We start from the raw sequence: 15,395 nt of genomic DNA on the forward strand, positions 1-15,395 counted from the left end.
CGCCGCCCTCCCGGTCGTCGCGATGCGGCCGTTTATGTCCGATGGGGCGGAACGGACGCTGCGTGCGCGTCCTCAACTACCTCGAGGTCGCCGACCGGCTCCGTCGGAGCGGGATCCACACGGCCGTCGAGAACCAGCGGAAGGCCCTCGCCGACAGCGAACACCGCCTCGTGACGTCGCCGTGGGCCGGCGGGTCGCCGACGGCGGCCGCGGCGAGGTGGGCGCTCGGCGACGACGCCGTCGAGTCCTACGACCTCGCCCACTGCAACCTCGCCGGGCCGGGAACGGTCGCCGTCGCCGAACACGCCGAACGGCGGGGGATCCCGCTCGTGGTACACGCCCACGTCACGCGGGAGGACTTCGCCGGCAGTTTCCGGGGATCGACGGCGATCGGCCCCGCCGTCGAGCGGTACCTGCGGTGGCTCTACTCGCGGGCAGACCTCGTGTTGTGTCCGAGTTCCTACACCGCGTCGGTCCTCGCCGCCTACCCGGTCACCCCGCCGATCCGTCCCGTGACAAACGGCGTCGACGCCGCCGCCCTCTCCGGGCACCGGGCGCTCCGCGAGCCCTACCGCCGGCGGTTCGACCTCGAGGGGTTCGTCGTCTTCGCGGTCGGGAACGTGTTCGCGCGCAAGGGCGTCCGGACGTTCTGTGCGCTCGCCGAGCGGACCGACTACGAGTTCGCCTGGTTCGGCCCCTACGACACCGGCCCCCACGCCGACCCGACGGTCCGACGCCTCGTCCGGTCGCCCCCGGAGAACGTCACGTTCACCGGCTGGATCGAGGACATCCGGGGCGCCTACGGCGCGGGCGACGTCTGTCTGTTCCCGACGAACGTCGAAAACCAGGGGATCGCGGTGCTGGAGGCGATGGCCTGCGGCGCGGCGGTCGTCCTCCGGGACATCCCCGTCTTCGAGGAGTTCTACACCGACGGCGAGGACTGCCTGAAATGCGAGACGATCGAGGAGTTCGAGTCGGCGCTCGAGCGCCTCGCCGGGGCGCCGGGCCTCCGGCGACGCCTCGGCGAGAACGCGGTGGCGACGGCCGGCCGCCACGACCTCGATCGGGTGCGCGAGGAGCTGTGTTCGGCCTACGACGCCGTCCGCGCCGACGCGACCGCCTGACCCGGGCTCAACAGCGCCGCTCGCAGATCCGATCGACGATGCGACCCGTCGAGAGGACCTCCTCCCCCTCGCCCGGTTCGCGGGCGTCGGCGCGGGCGACCTCGCAGTCGATGCCCTCGGCTGCCAGCCGCTCGGCGACCCGCGCCTCGTCGTGGTGTTGGTCGTGTCCGAGGACGATCACGTCGGGGTCGATCTCCCTGATCGGCACGAAGAAGTCCTCGGTGTCCCCGAGGCGCGCGACATCGACCGGATCGAGCGCGGCGACCATCTCCCGCCGCTGGCGGTCGGGGACCACCGGGGGCGCCTTGTGCGTGACGTTCTCGCTGCGCGCGACGATGACGAAGAGCCGATCGCCCATCGCCTTCGCCTCCAGCAGGTACGCCAGGTGCCCGGGGTGGAGGAGGTCGAAGGTCCCCTGTGCGACGACCCGTTTCATCGTAGCTCGCCGTCGATGTCGGCCTGCGTGAAATCGAAGAACTGCTCGTCGGGCACCTCGACGTCCAAGACGTCGAGATCGATCGGGCGTCCCTCCCGGTCGAACGCCTGCCAGTCGGCGCGGCCGTAGGGCGCACCGACGATGATGTGGACCTGCCCCCGGCCGAACGTCGCCAGATCGGCGTCGCTCGGCCGGAGTACGCCGTTCGGATGGGAGTGGACCGACCCGACGCCGCTGAGATCGTTCGGCATGTACGTCGGCTTGAACTCCGCGCTCGTCGGGCTCGTCTTCGTCCCCGGCGCGAGCAACACGTCGGTGATGACGGTGCCGTCGCGGTCGAGCCCGAGCGTCCGCGCGTCCTGCCCGCGGAGTTGCCCCATGTACTCGTTGGGGTGGGCGTCCTCGGAGGCCCCGAGCGCGAGTCGGATCGCGTCGTCGGCGATCCCGATGACGGCGCTCGAACGGAAGAGGTTGGGTTTCAGAAACGACCCGAGCAGTCCCATACCGGAGTTGGGGCCGCCCGACAACTAAGCGTTCCGGGTCCCTCGGGCGAACGCGCCCCCGCCCCCGCCCCCGGGCTCAGTCGTCCGAGGCGGCCTGTCCGGTGTGGTCGCCGCCGGCGGCGGGCCCGACGGCGCTCGGCAGGTCCGTCCGGACGTCGGCCTCCTCGCGGTCGGCGATGACGTCCGCGTAGGCGTCGGGCATCACCTTGACGAACTTCCCGAGTTCGGTCTCCCAGTTCTCGAGGACGAACGCGCCGCGGTCGGAGTCGGTGGCGGCGACGTGGTTTTCGATCAGCCGGCGGAGCATCTTCCGGTCTCTGGCGTCGAGGTCGTCGGTCGTCGAGACCATCCCGTAGTTGACCTTCTCCTCGAAGTCGCCGTCCCGGTCAAGGACGTAGGCGACGCCGCCGGACATCCCCGCGGCGAAGTTCTTGCCCGTCGACCCGAGGCAGGCGACGACGCCGCCGGTCATGTACTCACAGCCGTGGTCGCCGACCGACTCGACGACGGCCTTGACCCCCGAGTTCCGGACGGCGAAGCGCTCGCCCGCCATCCCGTTGATGTACGCCTCGCCCTGGGTCGCACCGTAGAGGGCAACGTTGCCGATGAGGATGTTCTCCTCGGGCTCGTATGGGGCGTCGTTGGGCGTGTTGAGGATCAGCTTCCCGCCCGAGAGGCCCTTCCCGACGTAGTCGTTGGCCGTGCCGGTGAGCTGCATCGTCACGCCGTCCTGGAGGAACGCGCCGAAGCTCTGGCCGGCGGTGCCGCCGAAGTCGATCCGCACCGTGTCCTCGGGGAGCCCGTCGGTCCCGTGTCGCTCGGAGATCCGGTTCGACAGCGTCGCGCCGACCGCGCGGTTGACGTTCGAGATCTCGCGGTCGATGTGGACCGGTTCGCCGGTCTTGATCGCGTCGGAGGCGGCCTCGATGAGGTCCCAATCGAGGGCTCCGTCGAGCTCGTGGGTCTGCGCTTCGGTCTTGTAGCGGTCCTCGCCGGCCGGCTGTGCGAGCACCGCCGAGAGGTCGAGCTTCTTGGCCTTCTCCTGTTCGACGTCGCTGCGCTGTTCGAGGACGTCGACGCGGCCGATCATCTCCTCGACGGTCTCGAAGCCGAGTTCGGCCATGATCTCCCGGAGCTCCTGGGCCATGAACGTCATGTAGTTGATGACGTGCTGGGGCTCGCCGGGGAACCGACTCCGGAGCTCCTCGTCCTGCGTGGCGACGCCGACCGGGCAGGTGTTCTCGTGGCACTGTCTGGCCATCACGCAGCCCGAGGTAACGAGCGAAGCGGTCCCGAAGACGTACTCCTCTGCGCCCAACAGCGCGCCGACGGCGACGTCGTACCCGGTTTTCATGCCGCCGTCGACGGAGACCCTGATCCGCGAGCGGAGGTCCGTCGAGCGGAGCATCTGGTTCGCCTCCGCCAGCCCGAGCTCCCACGGTAGCCCGGCGTTCTTGATCGACGTCTTCGGCGACGCCCCGGTCCCCCCGGAGTGTCCGGAGATGTGCACGACGTCGGCGTTGGCCTTGGCGACGCCGGCGGCGATGGTGCCGATCCCCGCTTCCGAGACGAGCTTGACGTTTATGTCCGCGTCGGGGTTCGCGGCCTTCAGATCGTGGATGAGCTGTTTGAGGTCCTCGATCGAGTAGATGTCGTGCAGCGGCGGCGGCGAGATGAGCCCGACGCCGGGCGTCGAGTACCGGACGTGGGCGATCATCTCGTTGACCTTCTTGCCGGGTAGGTGACCGCCCTCGCCGGGCTTCGAGCCCTGTGCCATCTTGATCTGTATCTCCTCGGCGTTCGCCAGGTACGTCGACGTGACGCCGAAGCGCCCGGAGGCGACCTGTTTGATGTTGCACTCCTTTTCGGTCCCGAACCGCTCGGGCGGTTCCCCGCCCTCGCCGGTCCCGGAACTCCCGCCGAGGCGGTTCATCGCGATCGCGTTGTTCTCGTGGGCCTCCGGCGACAGCGACCCGAGGCTCATCGACGCCGTCGAGAACCGCTCGACGATCGACTCGACCGGCTCGACCGACTCGACGTCGATCGACTCCCTTTCCTCGGCGTCGAACTCCAAGAGCCCCCGGAGCGTCTGGAGCGTCTCCGTCTGGTCGTTCATCTGTTCGGCGAAGTCCCGGTACTGCTCGTAGTCGCCCTGTCGGACCGCCTTCTGGAGCGTCCCGACGGACTCGGGGTTCCACTCGTGGAACATCCCCGACGAGCGGTGTTCGTACTCGCCCTGCCGCTCGAGGTCGGGGTCGTCGCCGAAGGCGACCGCGTAGCGCTTCCGGAGGTCCGACTCGATGTCGTCGATGTCGGCGCCCTCGGTCCGGGCGGTCGTCCCCTCGAAGTACTCGGCGACGAAATCGGAGTCCAGCCCGACCGCCTCGAAGATCTGCGCCCCCTGGTAGGACTCGACCGTCGAGATCCCCATCTTGGCCATCGTCTTCAGGAGGCCGTCCTCGACGGCATCGATGTACGCCTCGACGGCCGCCTCCTCGTCGGCCCCGTCGGGCCCGGCGACGATGTCCGAGATCGACCGGTAGGCGAGATACGGGTTCACCGCGCCCGCCCCGTAGCCGATACACGTCGCCACGTGATGGACCGCCCGGGGGTCGCCCGACTCGAGAACGAGCCCTACGCGGTTTCTGAGCCCGTTTCTGACGAGGTGGTGATGGACGCCGCCGGTCGCGAGCAGCCCCGGGATCGGGATCGCCTCCGCGCCCGCGCCCCGATCGGACAACACGAGGATGTCGTGCTCTTGGGCCGCGATGGTCGCCTCGCGGCGGACGTCCCTGATCGCGGTCTCGAGGTCGGTGTCGGGGTCGAAGGTGATGTCGACGACCGCCGTCGAGATCTCGCCGTCGAGGTCCCGTATCTCCGCCGTCTCCGCGTCCGTGAGGACCGGCGAACCGACGACGAGTTGGTTCGCGTGCGCCGGCGTCTCCCCGAGCAGGTTCCGCTGGTGGCCGAGCCGCGACTCGAGCGAGGTGACGAGCTCCTCGCGGATGTAATCGAGCGGCGGGTTCGTCACCTGCGCGAACAGCTGCTTGAAGTAGGTGAAAAGCGGCCGGTTGAACTGCGAGAGGACGCTCAGCGGCGTGTCGTCGCCCATCGACCCGACCGGGTCCTTGCCCTCCTTGGCCATCGGCTCGATGAGGTGGTCCAACTCGTCGTGCGTGTAGCCGTACAGCGCCTGCCGCGAGCGCAGCGAGCCGACGTCGCCCCGCGGGCTCGGGTCGTCCGGACCGCCGAGATCCGCCATCGTCGTCTGGTGGGTCTCGACCCACTCGCCGTACTTCTCGTCGACGAGGTCGTCGAATATCTCCTCGTCAGGGACGATGCGACCCTCCGCGGGGTCGGCGACGAACAGCTGCCCCGGCTGCAGGCGGTCGCGGCGCTCGATCTCGCCGAAGTCGTGCTCCAACGCCCCGGCCTCGCTCGCCATCACGAGTTCGTTGTCGGCCGTCACGTCGTACCGACACGGCCGGAGCCCGTTTCTGTCGAGGACGGCGCCGACGCGGTCGCCGTCGGTCGCGGCGACGAGGGCCGGCCCGTCCCAGGGCTCGACGAGCGAGGCGTGGTAGTCGTACCACTCGCGTCGCTCCTCGGAGACGCGGTTGGCCTCGCCGCGCCAGGCCTCGGGGATCAGCATTCGGAGCGCGTGCGGCATCTCCCGGTCGCCGTGCATGAGCAACTCGAGGGCGTTGTCGACGGAGGCGGTGTCGGACTGCTCGGGGTCGTTGATGACCGGAAAGAGCGTCCCGATGTCCTCGCCGAAGGCGGGGTGCTCGAGGTCGTTCTCCCTGGCCCGCATCCAGTTGATGTTGCCCTGTATCGTGTTGAACTCGCCGTTGTGGATGATGTTCCGGTAGGGGTGTGCCAGGTGCCACGCGCCGAGGGTGTTCGTCGAAAAGCGGGCGTGGACCATCGCGAAGGTCGATCGGACCCGCTCGTCGCGCAACTCGGGGTAGTACGACGACAGCTGCTCAGCCGTCAACAGCCCCTTGTACACGACGGTGTCCCGGTCGAGCGAGCAGATGTAAAACCGGGCGTGGTCGTCCGGCTTGCGCGCCTCGACGGTGTTTTCGAGGTCGCGCCGCGCCAGATAGAGGGCGCGATCGAACGCCTCGCCCTCGAGCTCCGAGCGGACGAAACACTGGACGACGTTCGGCTCCGACTCGACGGCGGTCCGCCCGAGCGTCCCGTTGTCGGTCGGCACCGCCCGCCAGGCGAAGACGTCGAGCCCGTGGCCTTCGAGCACGTTCTCGGTGATGTCCTGGAGGTGCGCCGTCGAGTGCTCGTTTTGCGGCATGAAAAACGAGCCGACGGCGTACTCGCCGGCCCCGGGGAGGCCGTCGATCTCGTCGTCGAAAAAGTCGTGCGGCGTCTGCACCAGGATCCCGGCCCCGTCCCCGGTGTTCTCGTCGGCCCCCGTCGTGCCGCGGTGTTCGAGGTTCTCGAGGAGTTCGATACCGTCCGAGACGATCCCGTGGGACCGCCCGCCGTCGAGGTCCATGACGACGCCGACACCGCAGTTCGCGCGGTAGTCGGTCGGATCCGCGAGCCCATCGGTGCTCGCGGTGTGAGTGGTTCGCTCGGTCATGCCGAGTTGTAAGTGACTGCGTCTCAAGAGGCTTCCCCTCAAAGTATAATGCCAGCTTAACCCCATCCAAGGACATATAATGTAATTGATCCTCCCGGGGACCCCCGCCGAACCCGGCAGATTCAACTTACCGCGGTCGAACTCCCGGTATGTACACGGTCGTCGGCTGTCGGAACTGTCGGTCGCTTTGGACCGTCGAGGGGCGGCCGGAGACGACCCGGTGTCCGCGCTGTCGCTCGCGGTACCGCTTCGAGAAGCTCCGCGGCTTCGCCGAGACCGAAACCACCGAGGCGGCCGCCCGCGTCCGGAGCGCGATGCTCGCCGAGCGCGCCGACGACGGCGAGTTCGTCGACCCCCGAGAGATCGACATCGACGACGTGGGGATGGACGAGGTGGCGTTTCTGACCGCCTCGGGCGTCGACGCCGAGGCGGTCGCGGCCGCCGAAGCGCGCGCCGACGGCGAATCGGCCCGCTCCCGGAGCCGAAAGCGGGTCGTCCTCGACGGGCTGTCCGAACTCGAGGAGCCGACCGCGGCGGAGCTCACGGCGTACGCGACCGCGGCGGGCGTCCCCGAGGAGTACGTCGAACGCGCCATCGGGAAACTCCGGGAGACGGGCGAGATCACGCGGACCGAGGAGGGCTACCGGAAGCTGTGACCGGACGATCCGCCGGCGGACGGACCGCCGCCGATACCGCGACCGCCGACGCCGGAACCCCTCCCGCCGACAGCGGGCGTGATCGCGCGTGACCGACGGCGACGAGTACCGGTTCGACCCCGAGGACTTCGACGAGAACGGGGAGATGGCCGAGCGCGCCCCCGAGACCAACCCCGCGCCGCTCGTCATCGTCGGCTCCCTCGCGGCCGGGATCGGCCTGTTCGTCATGAACGCCTTCGTCGAACCGGTCGACGTCCTCGGGACGGAGCTCCGACTCCGGACCCTCTCGGCGTTCGTGTTCGCGATCGGCCTGTTGAGCGGCGGCGGCATCTACGTGCGACGGGGCAAGCGGCTCCTCGGCACCGTCCACGCCGTCGCCGCGCTCGGGTGGGCGCTGCTCGCGGTGGGCGCGGTCGTCCCCGTTGAGGGCCTGTTTGCGGCCGGGGCTGCGCTGCTCGTCGTCGGGGCGGTGGCGCTTGTCGCGCTGACGGTGCGGTCGGTCTCCTGAGGGCTCCGCTTTCGCGGGTCCCAAGAACTCGGGGCAGGCGGCGCGGCTGTCCGACGATCGCCGGTCGCCGGTCACCGGTCGCCGCATCAGCCCCCGCCGTCCCGTCGCCGCGGCCCCTCCTCGCGCCCCGCTGGGGGCTTGTCGGCCGGGACGTACGTCCGCCCGACTCGGCTCCCGCCGATCAGCTCCCGGACCGACAACTGCCGTTCGACGCCGTCCTCGCGGGCCGCCTCTAACCGCCGTTCGGTCGTCTGGAAGTAGTTGACGACGGTCACGAGGAGTATCCCGCCGATCGTGTTGCCGAGAAAGACCGGCAGGACGAACCCGACCATCCCGGGCAGCAGCGCGGCCTCGCCGAGGAAGACGAGGTACATCAACTCGGTGAAGGAGACGACGACGTGAAACAGGTCGGCGAGCGGGATCATGAGAAAGGCGACGTACACGAGAAAGAACCGCGAGGTCGTGTCGCGGGCGGCGAAATCGAGCCAGACGACGCCGGCGACGATCAGCCCGGCGAAGCCGGCCTTGAAAAAGAGGTCCCAGAACCCGGCTTCGACCCCGTGGCGGGAGATCTCGACCGCGACGGCGGCCGTGCTCGGCGGGAACACGCCGGTGTACGCGAGCACGGCGGCACCGAGCAGTCCGCCGGTGAAGTTCCCCACGGCGACGACGACCCACGTGCGCAACAGCGCCGGGATGCTCGCCAACCGCTCGAGGACGAGCGCGACCGGCGGCAGCGTGTTCTCCGTGTACAGTTGGTATCCGCCGAGGATGATGTAGATGAACCCGATCGGGTACAGCAGCGAGGCGACGACCGCGCTGTCGGATTTGGCGCTCATCGACGCGTAGATCAGAAACGTCAGCGTGATCGCAAACCCGCCGGCCAGCGCGCTGAAAAACAGCTCCCGGGTGCCGGTGTCGATCTCCTCGTCGGCCGCCGCGATGATGCGCTGAAACACCTCGTCGGTCTCGAAGCGGTCGCGGACGACCGCGCCGACCGCCGGCGCGCCGCTCCGGGACCGCTCGACCGCCTCTCGGACCGATTCGTCCGTCGGTTGTTCGTGCTCGTCGGCCATCCGGTCGTGCCCCGTTTCGACGCCCTGATAAAAAACACCACCCGTTTCGCCCCGGAACCGGTCGGTATTTTACGCGGCGACGTTCGGTAGCCGGTATGACGCTCGAGACACTCGTCGTCGCCGTCGGGCCGAACGACGACGCCCGGACCGACGAACTGACCGAGGCGATCCTCGATCTCGCGGTGCCGTCGGACGCCCGCGTGGTCCTCCTGCACGCGTTCACCGAAGCGGCGTACGAAAGCGGCCTCGAGGAGGCCGGCTTCGACGACGAGCGGCCCTCCCCGACCGAACTCGCCGCCAGACTCGAGGGGGTCGACTCGCTCGCGGCGGCGCTCACCGAGGCGTCGGTCCCCTTCGAGATCCGCGGCGCGATCGGCGCCGAAGGCGAGACCATCCTCGCCGAGACGGACGCCGTCGACGGCGACGTGTTGTACCTCAGCGGCCGCCGGCGCTCGCCGACCGGCAAGGCCGTCTTCGGCAGCACGTCCCACCGGATCATGATGAACTCCTCGTGTCCGGTGCTTTTCGTCCGTGAGGGCGTGTACGACGCCGACGGCGCCGACGCGTGATCAGCGCCCGAGCTCCTCGTGGGCGCTCGCCAGATGGTTCGAGGCGAGCGCGCCCAAAAGCGACAGCTCCCCGGCCAGGGCGGCGGTCGCGATGACCTCCGCGAGGGCGTCGGCGTTCGATCCGGGTGGGTCGCCGCCGCCGCCGACGCCGACGACGTCCAAGGCCTCTGACTGCGTCGGCAGGTTCGTCCCGCCGCCGACGGTTCCGACCTCGAGGGAGGCGATGGTCAGACTCGCGTAGAGATCGCCCCCGCTCCGGACGTCGGCGGTCGTGATCGCGTTCGCCCCCTCGACGACCTGGGCCATGTCCTGACCGGTCGCCAGGAACGCCGCCGCGACGGTGTTGGCCGCGTGGGCGTTGAAGCCGAGCGAACCGGCCTTCGCGGACCCGACGAGGTTCTTTCGGGTGTTTGCCTCCGCGATCGCCGCCGGGGTCGTCCCGAAGTACCCCTCGACGGTCTCTTCGGGGAGGACGACGTCGGCGGCGACGGTCCGCCCCCGCCCCTCGACGCTGTTGATCGCGGCCGGCTTCTTGTCGCTACAGAGGTTCCCCGACAGCGCGACGAGTTCGGCCGGCGTCGCCTCGACGACGCGCTCGCAGGCGGCCTCGGTCGCGATCGTCGCCATGTTCATGCCCATTGCGTCCTTCGTGTCGTAGCCGAACCGCGCGAAGACGTTGTCGCCGACGACGTACGGCGTCACCTCGCGCAACTCGCCGTGGCTCGTCGTCGACTCGGCGGCCTCGGCCAACAGCGCGACGTTCTCGCGGATCCAGGCGGCCGTCTCGCCGGCCTCGGCGACGTCGTCGACGCGGAACACCGGGGCCCGCGTCATCTCGTTTTTCAGGACGCGGGCGGTGGCGCCGCCGCCGGCCCGGATGGCCGCACAGCCGCGGTTGACGGACGCGACGAGGGCGCCCTCCGTCGTTGCGAGCGGCAGCCGCGGTTCGCCCTCGACCGCCCCGCCGTCGACGTCGATTGGGCCGACGACGCCCATCGGCACCTGCGCCGCGCCGAGGGCGTTTTCGATGTTCGGTTCGGCGGCGGCGGCGTCGAAGGCGTACGCGCCGATCGTCTCGAGATCGGCCCCCGTCTCGGCGGCCAGCAGGCGACGCCGGACCGCGGTTGCGGTGTCGGCGTCGGCGTGTGCTTCGAGTTCGTGCAGCCGGATGTCGCCCTCGCGGACGGCCTCGAGGAGCGCGTCGGTATCCATGGCGGGGCGTCGGGTGGCCGCAACTAATGGCTTCCGTCCCGGCCGAGACGCCGCGCTCGCCGCCCGGAACCGGCGGGCGCTCGGTCGATCCGCCCGGAGTGACACCGGGACTCGACGGCCGGCGCTGCGATCACACGACACCGTCCGTTCGGTTCGGCGGTATGGATCAGTTCTATCACGCATGTGGCCGTACACATACAATCAAATTCAAGCAGGCGGACTGTTGAAGACAAAAATTTATCACAACGGCGTTCTGTTTGTCGTATCACCGAACGGTGCCCGAAGATGCCTGAAATGGAGACCACGAACCTCGAATCAGAGCTCAGTCTCTTCAAATACGACGACCTCGAACAGCTTCCCGAACGGTACCGGGATCTGAACGAGAGCGAGCGGAACGAACGCATCACCGAGGCGACGGAGGCACTCGGCGACGACGTCGTCGTCCTCGGTCACAACTACCAGCGCCGCGAGATCGTCGAACACGCCGATTTCGTCGGCGACTCCTACCAGCTCAGCCGGGAGGCGGCCGACGCCGACGCCGAGTACGTCGTGTTCGCCGGCGTGACGTTCATGGCCGAGTCCGCCGACATCATCACCGACGACGACCAGACGGTGGTCCTCCCCTCGATGGAGGCGTCCTGCCCGATGGCCGGCATGGCCGAGGCGCTGCAGGTCGACGCCGCGTGGGACGAACTCACCGCCGCCGCCGACGGCGACGACATCGTCCCGGTGACGTACATGAACAGCTACGCCGACCTGAAGGCGTTCTGCGCCGAACAGGGCGGATTGGTCTGTACCTCGTCGAACGCCCACCGGGCCTTCGAGTACGCCCTCGACCGCGGCGATACGGTGCTGTTTCTGCCGGACAAGCACCTCGGCGAGAACACCGCCCACCGCCTCGGCATGGGCGATTCGGTCGCCGAGTGGGACCCCTGGGACCCCGAGGCCGAGGACGCTGCGGCGGTCGCCGAGGCCGACATCGTGCTGTGGGACGGCTACTGTCAGGTCCACGAGCGGTTTGAGGAGGGCCACGTCCGGGCGATCAGGGACGCCTACGACGACGCGAGGGTCGTCGTCCACCCCGAGTGCCGCCGCGAGGTCGTCGAGGCGGCCGATCGGGTCGGCTCCACGTCGACGATCCGCGAGACGGTCGCCGAGGCCGCCCCCGGCGAGACGTGGGCGATCGGCACCGAGATCCACCTCACGAACCACCTCCGGCGCTGGCACCCCGAGGTGAACGTCGTGCCGCTGTGCGGCGACGCCTGCATGGACTGCAACGCGATGCGACAGATCGATCCCAACTACCTGACGTGGGTTCTCGAGGAACTCGCCGCAGGCCGGGAGCGAAACGTCATCGAGGTCCCGCCGCGCGAGAAGGAACTGGCCGGGGTCGCCCTAGAGCGGATGCTGGAGGTCTGACGATGGCGCACACGACCGACGTCCTCGTCGTCGGAAGCGGTCTTGCCGGCTGTGCGGCGGCGCGTTCGGCCGCCGAGGCCGGCGCTGACGTGACCCTCGCGACGAAGGCCGAGCGGCCCGAACAGTCGAGTTCCTACTGGGCGCAGGGGGGAATCGCGGTCTCGCGCGGCGATCCGGCGGCGTTCAAAGACGACGTTATCGAGGCCAGTGACGGCCTCGCCGATCCCGAGGCGGTCGACGTCCTCGTCGGGGAGGCCGACACCGCCGTTCGTGAGGTCCTGATCGACGAACTCGGCGTCTCGTTCGACGGCGGTGCCGACCCCGAGTACGCCCGCGAGGCCGCCCACAGCGAGCCCCGCATCCTCCACGTCGACGCCGCGACCGGCAGACACGTCCTCGTCCCGTTCCTCGAGCGCCTGAGCGGCCACGACCGCGTCGAGATCCTCGAGGACACGGCGGCGCTGGAGTTGCTCTGCGCCGAGGGTCGCGTCGGCGGCGCGGTGCTCGCCCGCGGCGGCGATCCCGAACCGTACCGGGCGGCGGCGACCGTCCTCGCGACCGGCGGCATCGGCGCGTGCTACGAGCGGACGACGAACCCGGCGACCGCGACCGGCGACGGGATCGCCATGGCGGCGCTCTCCGGGGCCGAGTTGGCCGACATGGAGTACGTGCAGTTCCACCCGACCGCCTTCGCCGGCGACGGCGCCGGGACCGGCACCTTCCTCCTCAGCGAGGCGGTCCGCGGCGAGGGGGCGCTGTTGCGGAACGGCGACGGCGAGCGCTTCATGCCGTCGTACCACGAGGACGCCGAACTCGCGCCGCGGGACGTCGTCGCCCGCGCCGTCGGCCGGGAGCGCGCCCGGACCGGCAGGGTCACGCTCGACGTCTCGCCGCTGTCGTTCGCCGAGTCGTTCCCGGAGCTACACGCCGCCTGCGTCGAGCGCGGCGTCGACCCCGAGACGGGCGACGCGGGGATCCCGGTCGCGCCCGCCGAGCACTTCCTCTGTGGCGGCATCGACGTCGACACCCGGGGCCGGAGCTCTCTCGATCGGCTCTTCGCCGTCGGCGAGTGCGCCCGCACCGGGGTCCACGGCGCGAACCGACTCGCCTCGACGAGCCTGCTCGAGGCGCTCGTGTGGGGGCGACGCGCCGGAAACGCCGCCGCCGCGTGCCAGGGCGTCCCGGATGTCGACGCGCCGGGGTTCCGCGACAGCGACCCCGCGTTGGCGGACAGCTTCGCCGACGAGAAGCTCCGCCGGCTGCGGCGCGTGATGGACGAGCGCGTCGGGATCGAGCGGATGGCCGCCGGGCTCGACCGCGCGGTGTCGGCGCTGCGGCGGCTCAAAGGCGAACTCGACGCCTACGCCCGCACCCGGACGAGCCGCTCGCTGTACGAACTCAGAAGCGCCTGCGTCACCGCGCTGCTCGTCGCCCGCGCCGCGGCGGCCAACGAGGAGTCCCGCGGCTGTCACTACCGCACCGAAGAGCCGCCCGTCGGTGCCGGAACCGACGCTGACGTCGATCACGATGTCGACGCCGGTGCCGATGCCGATGCCGATTGAACGCGCCCGGATCGACCGGTGGCTCCGCGAGGACCTCGGTCACCACGACGTGACGAACGACGTCCCGGGCGATTCGACCGGCCGGCTCGTCGCCAAACAGGAGGGCGTCGCGGCGGGCACCGACGCCGCCGCGGCCGTCTTCGACTCTCTCGGCGCGACCGTCGAGACCCGGACGCCCCCTGGCGAGGCGATCGCCCCCGGCGACGTCGTGCTCTCGGTGTCCGGTCCGACGGCGGCGCTCCTCCGCGGCGAGCGGGTCGCGACGAACGTCGCCGGCCACGCCTCGGGGATCGCAACGCGGACCCGAACGGCGGTGTCGGCCGCCCGCGAGGTGTCGGACTCGGTCGCGGTCGCCGGGACCAGAAAGACGACGCCCGGCCTCCGGGGGCTCGAAAAGCGCGCCGTCGCGGCCGGCGGGGGCGACACCCACCGGCTCGACCTCTCGCACATGGCGATGATCAAGGACAACCACATCGCGGAACTCGGCGTCGAAGCCGCCGTCGAGCGGTTCGCCGAGCGCGCCTCCTTCGCGACGCTGATCGAGGTCGAAGCCGAGAGCGTCGAGACGGCCCGGACCGCCGCGGCGGCCGGCGCGGACGCCGTTCTCCTCGACAACATGGGCCCCGCCGAGACGGACGCGGCCGTCGCCGCGCTGCCCGATGGGGTGTTGACGGAGGCCAGCGGCGGGATCGGCCTCGACGACGTCGCCGCCTACGCCGCAACCGGCGTTGACGTCGTCTCCCTGGGCGCGCTGACCCACAGCGCGCCGGCGCTGGATCTCTCCTTTCGGACCGGGGGTTCGTCCGCGCCGGAGTAGGCTTTTAATCGTTGCGGGCACAAGACCGGGATATATGGGCATCCTCTCGCGGGCATCGTACGTCATCCGGTCGAAAGTCAACGCCGTCCTGAACCGATCCGAGGATCCGCAGGAGACGCTCGATTACTCCTACGAACAGCTCAGAGACGAACTGCAGGATGTAAAGAAGGGCATCGCCGACCTGACGACCCAAAAGAAGCGCCTCGAGATCCAAAAGCGCCGCCTCGAGGAGAACGTCGAAAAGCACAACGAACAGGCCAGACAGGCCGTCGAGCAGGACCGGGACGATCTGGCCCGGCGCGCGCTGGAGAAGAAAAAACAGAAGATGAACCAGATCGAGGACCTCGAGACGCAGATCGCGGACCTCCAGGGCACCCAGGACAACCTCGTCGACAAGAAAAACGAGCTCCAAAACCGGATCCAGGAGTTCCGGACCGAAAAGGAGACGATGAAAGCGCGCTACGAGGCCGCCGAGGCCAGCGCCCGCGTCAGCGAGGCGATGACGGGCGCCGGCGACGAGATGGAGAACATCTCCCGGTCGATCGAGCGGGCCCGCGAGGACACCGAAGACATGGAAGCGCGGGCGGCCGCGATGGACGAACTCGAGGAGAGCGGGGCCTTCGAGAGCGCGCTCTCGACGGAGAGCGACCTCGACCGCGAACTCGAGGAGATCCGCCAGACCGGCGAGGTCGACGCCGAACTGGAGACGCTGAAATCCGAGGCGGGCGCCGACGGGACAGAAGCCGAAACCGACGCCGACGGCGAGACAGACGTCGACATCGAACTCGAAGACGGAGCCGAACCCGACGCCGAACGCGGGGCGAGCGACCCCGAGATCGAAGCCGAACTCGACGACCTCAAGGACGACGACGAGTAGCGCCAACGGGCGACGGACGGCGCGCGGCGAGTA

Annotated in this window: 12 protein-coding genes and 1 pseudogene; 8 read left to right on the forward strand and 5 right to left on the reverse strand. The window is 69.8% G+C overall.

The window, feature by feature from the left end:
• The first annotated feature begins 62 nt into the window (after positions 1–62).
• Positions 63–1,124: a glycosyltransferase family 4 protein gene (locus Q0916_RS03315; protein ID WP_299234360.1), complete on the forward strand. Its 1,062-nt coding sequence runs from the start codon at positions 63–65 to the stop codon at positions 1,122–1,124.
• Positions 1,125–1,131: 7 nt separating this feature from the next.
• On the opposite strand, the gene Q0916_RS03320 is transcribed toward Q0916_RS03315, so the two are convergent.
• The 3 genes from Q0916_RS03320 to gltB form a co-directional block, all read right to left on the reverse strand.
• Positions 1,132–1,560, reverse strand: a complete 429-nt coding sequence (locus Q0916_RS03320; protein WP_299234362.1) for an FAD synthase — start codon at positions 1,558–1,560, stop codon at positions 1,132–1,134.
• Entirely contained in the window at positions 1,557–2,063 is a 507-nt protein-coding gene (locus Q0916_RS03325; protein ID WP_299234365.1) for a Mov34/MPN/PAD-1 family protein, read from the reverse strand. Before Q0916_RS03325 ends, Q0916_RS03320 begins: the two co-directional genes overlap by 4 nt.
• Before the next feature lie 76 nt (positions 2,064–2,139).
• The gene (gene gltB, locus Q0916_RS03330; protein WP_299234368.1) at positions 2,140–6,666 is read right to left on the reverse strand and encodes a glutamate synthase large subunit; all 4,527 of its coding nucleotides are present in this window, start codon (positions 6,664–6,666) and stop codon (positions 2,140–2,142) included.
• Positions 6,667–6,815: 149 nt separating this feature from the next.
• On the opposite strand from gltB, the gene Q0916_RS03335 reads away from it, so the two are divergent.
• Both Q0916_RS03335 and Q0916_RS03340 read left to right on the forward strand, forming a co-directional pair.
• Positions 6,816–7,322, forward strand: coding sequence for a DUF5817 domain-containing protein (locus Q0916_RS03335; RefSeq protein WP_299234370.1), 507 nt, complete (start codon positions 6,816–6,818; stop codon positions 7,320–7,322).
• A gap of 88 nt (positions 7,323–7,410) precedes the next feature.
• Positions 7,411–7,830, forward strand: coding sequence for a hypothetical protein (locus Q0916_RS03340; protein WP_299234373.1), 420 nt, complete (start codon positions 7,411–7,413; stop codon positions 7,828–7,830).
• 146 nt (positions 7,831–7,976) lie between these two features.
• On the opposite strand, the pseudogene Q0916_RS03345 reads toward Q0916_RS03340, so the two are convergent.
• Positions 7,977–8,906 (reverse strand): annotated as a pseudogene (locus Q0916_RS03345) (formate/nitrite transporter family protein); the annotation flags it as partial.
• A 95-nt stretch (positions 8,907–9,001) separates the two neighbouring features.
• Between Q0916_RS03345 and Q0916_RS03350 the strand changes: the two are divergent.
• Entirely contained in the window at positions 9,002–9,475 is a 474-nt protein-coding gene (locus Q0916_RS03350; RefSeq protein WP_299234379.1) for a universal stress protein, read from the forward strand.
• Here the strand turns inward: Q0916_RS03350 and hmgA are convergent, their stop codons facing one another.
• Positions 9,476–10,687: a hydroxymethylglutaryl-CoA reductase (NADPH) gene (gene hmgA / locus Q0916_RS03355; protein ID WP_299234380.1), complete on the reverse strand. Its 1,212-nt coding sequence runs from the start codon at positions 10,685–10,687 to the stop codon at positions 9,476–9,478. It abuts the gene before it with no gap.
• 285 nt (positions 10,688–10,972) lie between these two features.
• Between hmgA and nadA the strand changes: the two genes are divergently transcribed.
• Genes nadA through Q0916_RS03375 form a run of 4 tightly spaced genes read left to right on the forward strand, consistent with a single transcriptional unit; the run spans position 10,973 to position 15,362 of the window.
• Positions 10,973–12,106, forward strand: a complete 1,134-nt coding sequence (nadA, locus tag Q0916_RS03360; protein WP_349254501.1) for a quinolinate synthase NadA — start codon at positions 10,973–10,975, stop codon at positions 12,104–12,106.
• Positions 12,103–13,668: an L-aspartate oxidase gene (locus Q0916_RS03365; protein ID WP_299234487.1), complete on the forward strand. Its 1,566-nt coding sequence runs from the start codon at positions 12,103–12,105 to the stop codon at positions 13,666–13,668. The genes nadA and Q0916_RS03365 overlap by 4 nt, the downstream gene beginning before the upstream one ends.
• A complete protein-coding gene (gene nadC, locus Q0916_RS03370) occupies positions 13,658–14,485 on the forward strand; it encodes a carboxylating nicotinate-nucleotide diphosphorylase (protein WP_299234490.1) in 828 nt (275 codons plus the stop codon). The genes Q0916_RS03365 and nadC overlap by 11 nt, the downstream gene beginning before the upstream one ends.
• Positions 14,486–14,519: 34 nt before the next feature.
• Complete coding sequence (locus tag Q0916_RS03375; RefSeq protein WP_299234384.1) at positions 14,520–15,362, forward strand: PspA/IM30 family protein; 843 nt, start codon at positions 14,520–14,522, stop codon at positions 15,360–15,362.
• The last annotated feature ends 33 nt before the right edge of the window (positions 15,363–15,395 follow it).

It is taken from the genome of Natronomonas sp., assembly GCF_028274965.1.
Classification (GTDB): Archaea; Halobacteriota; Halobacteria; order Halobacteriales; family Haloarculaceae; genus Natronomonas.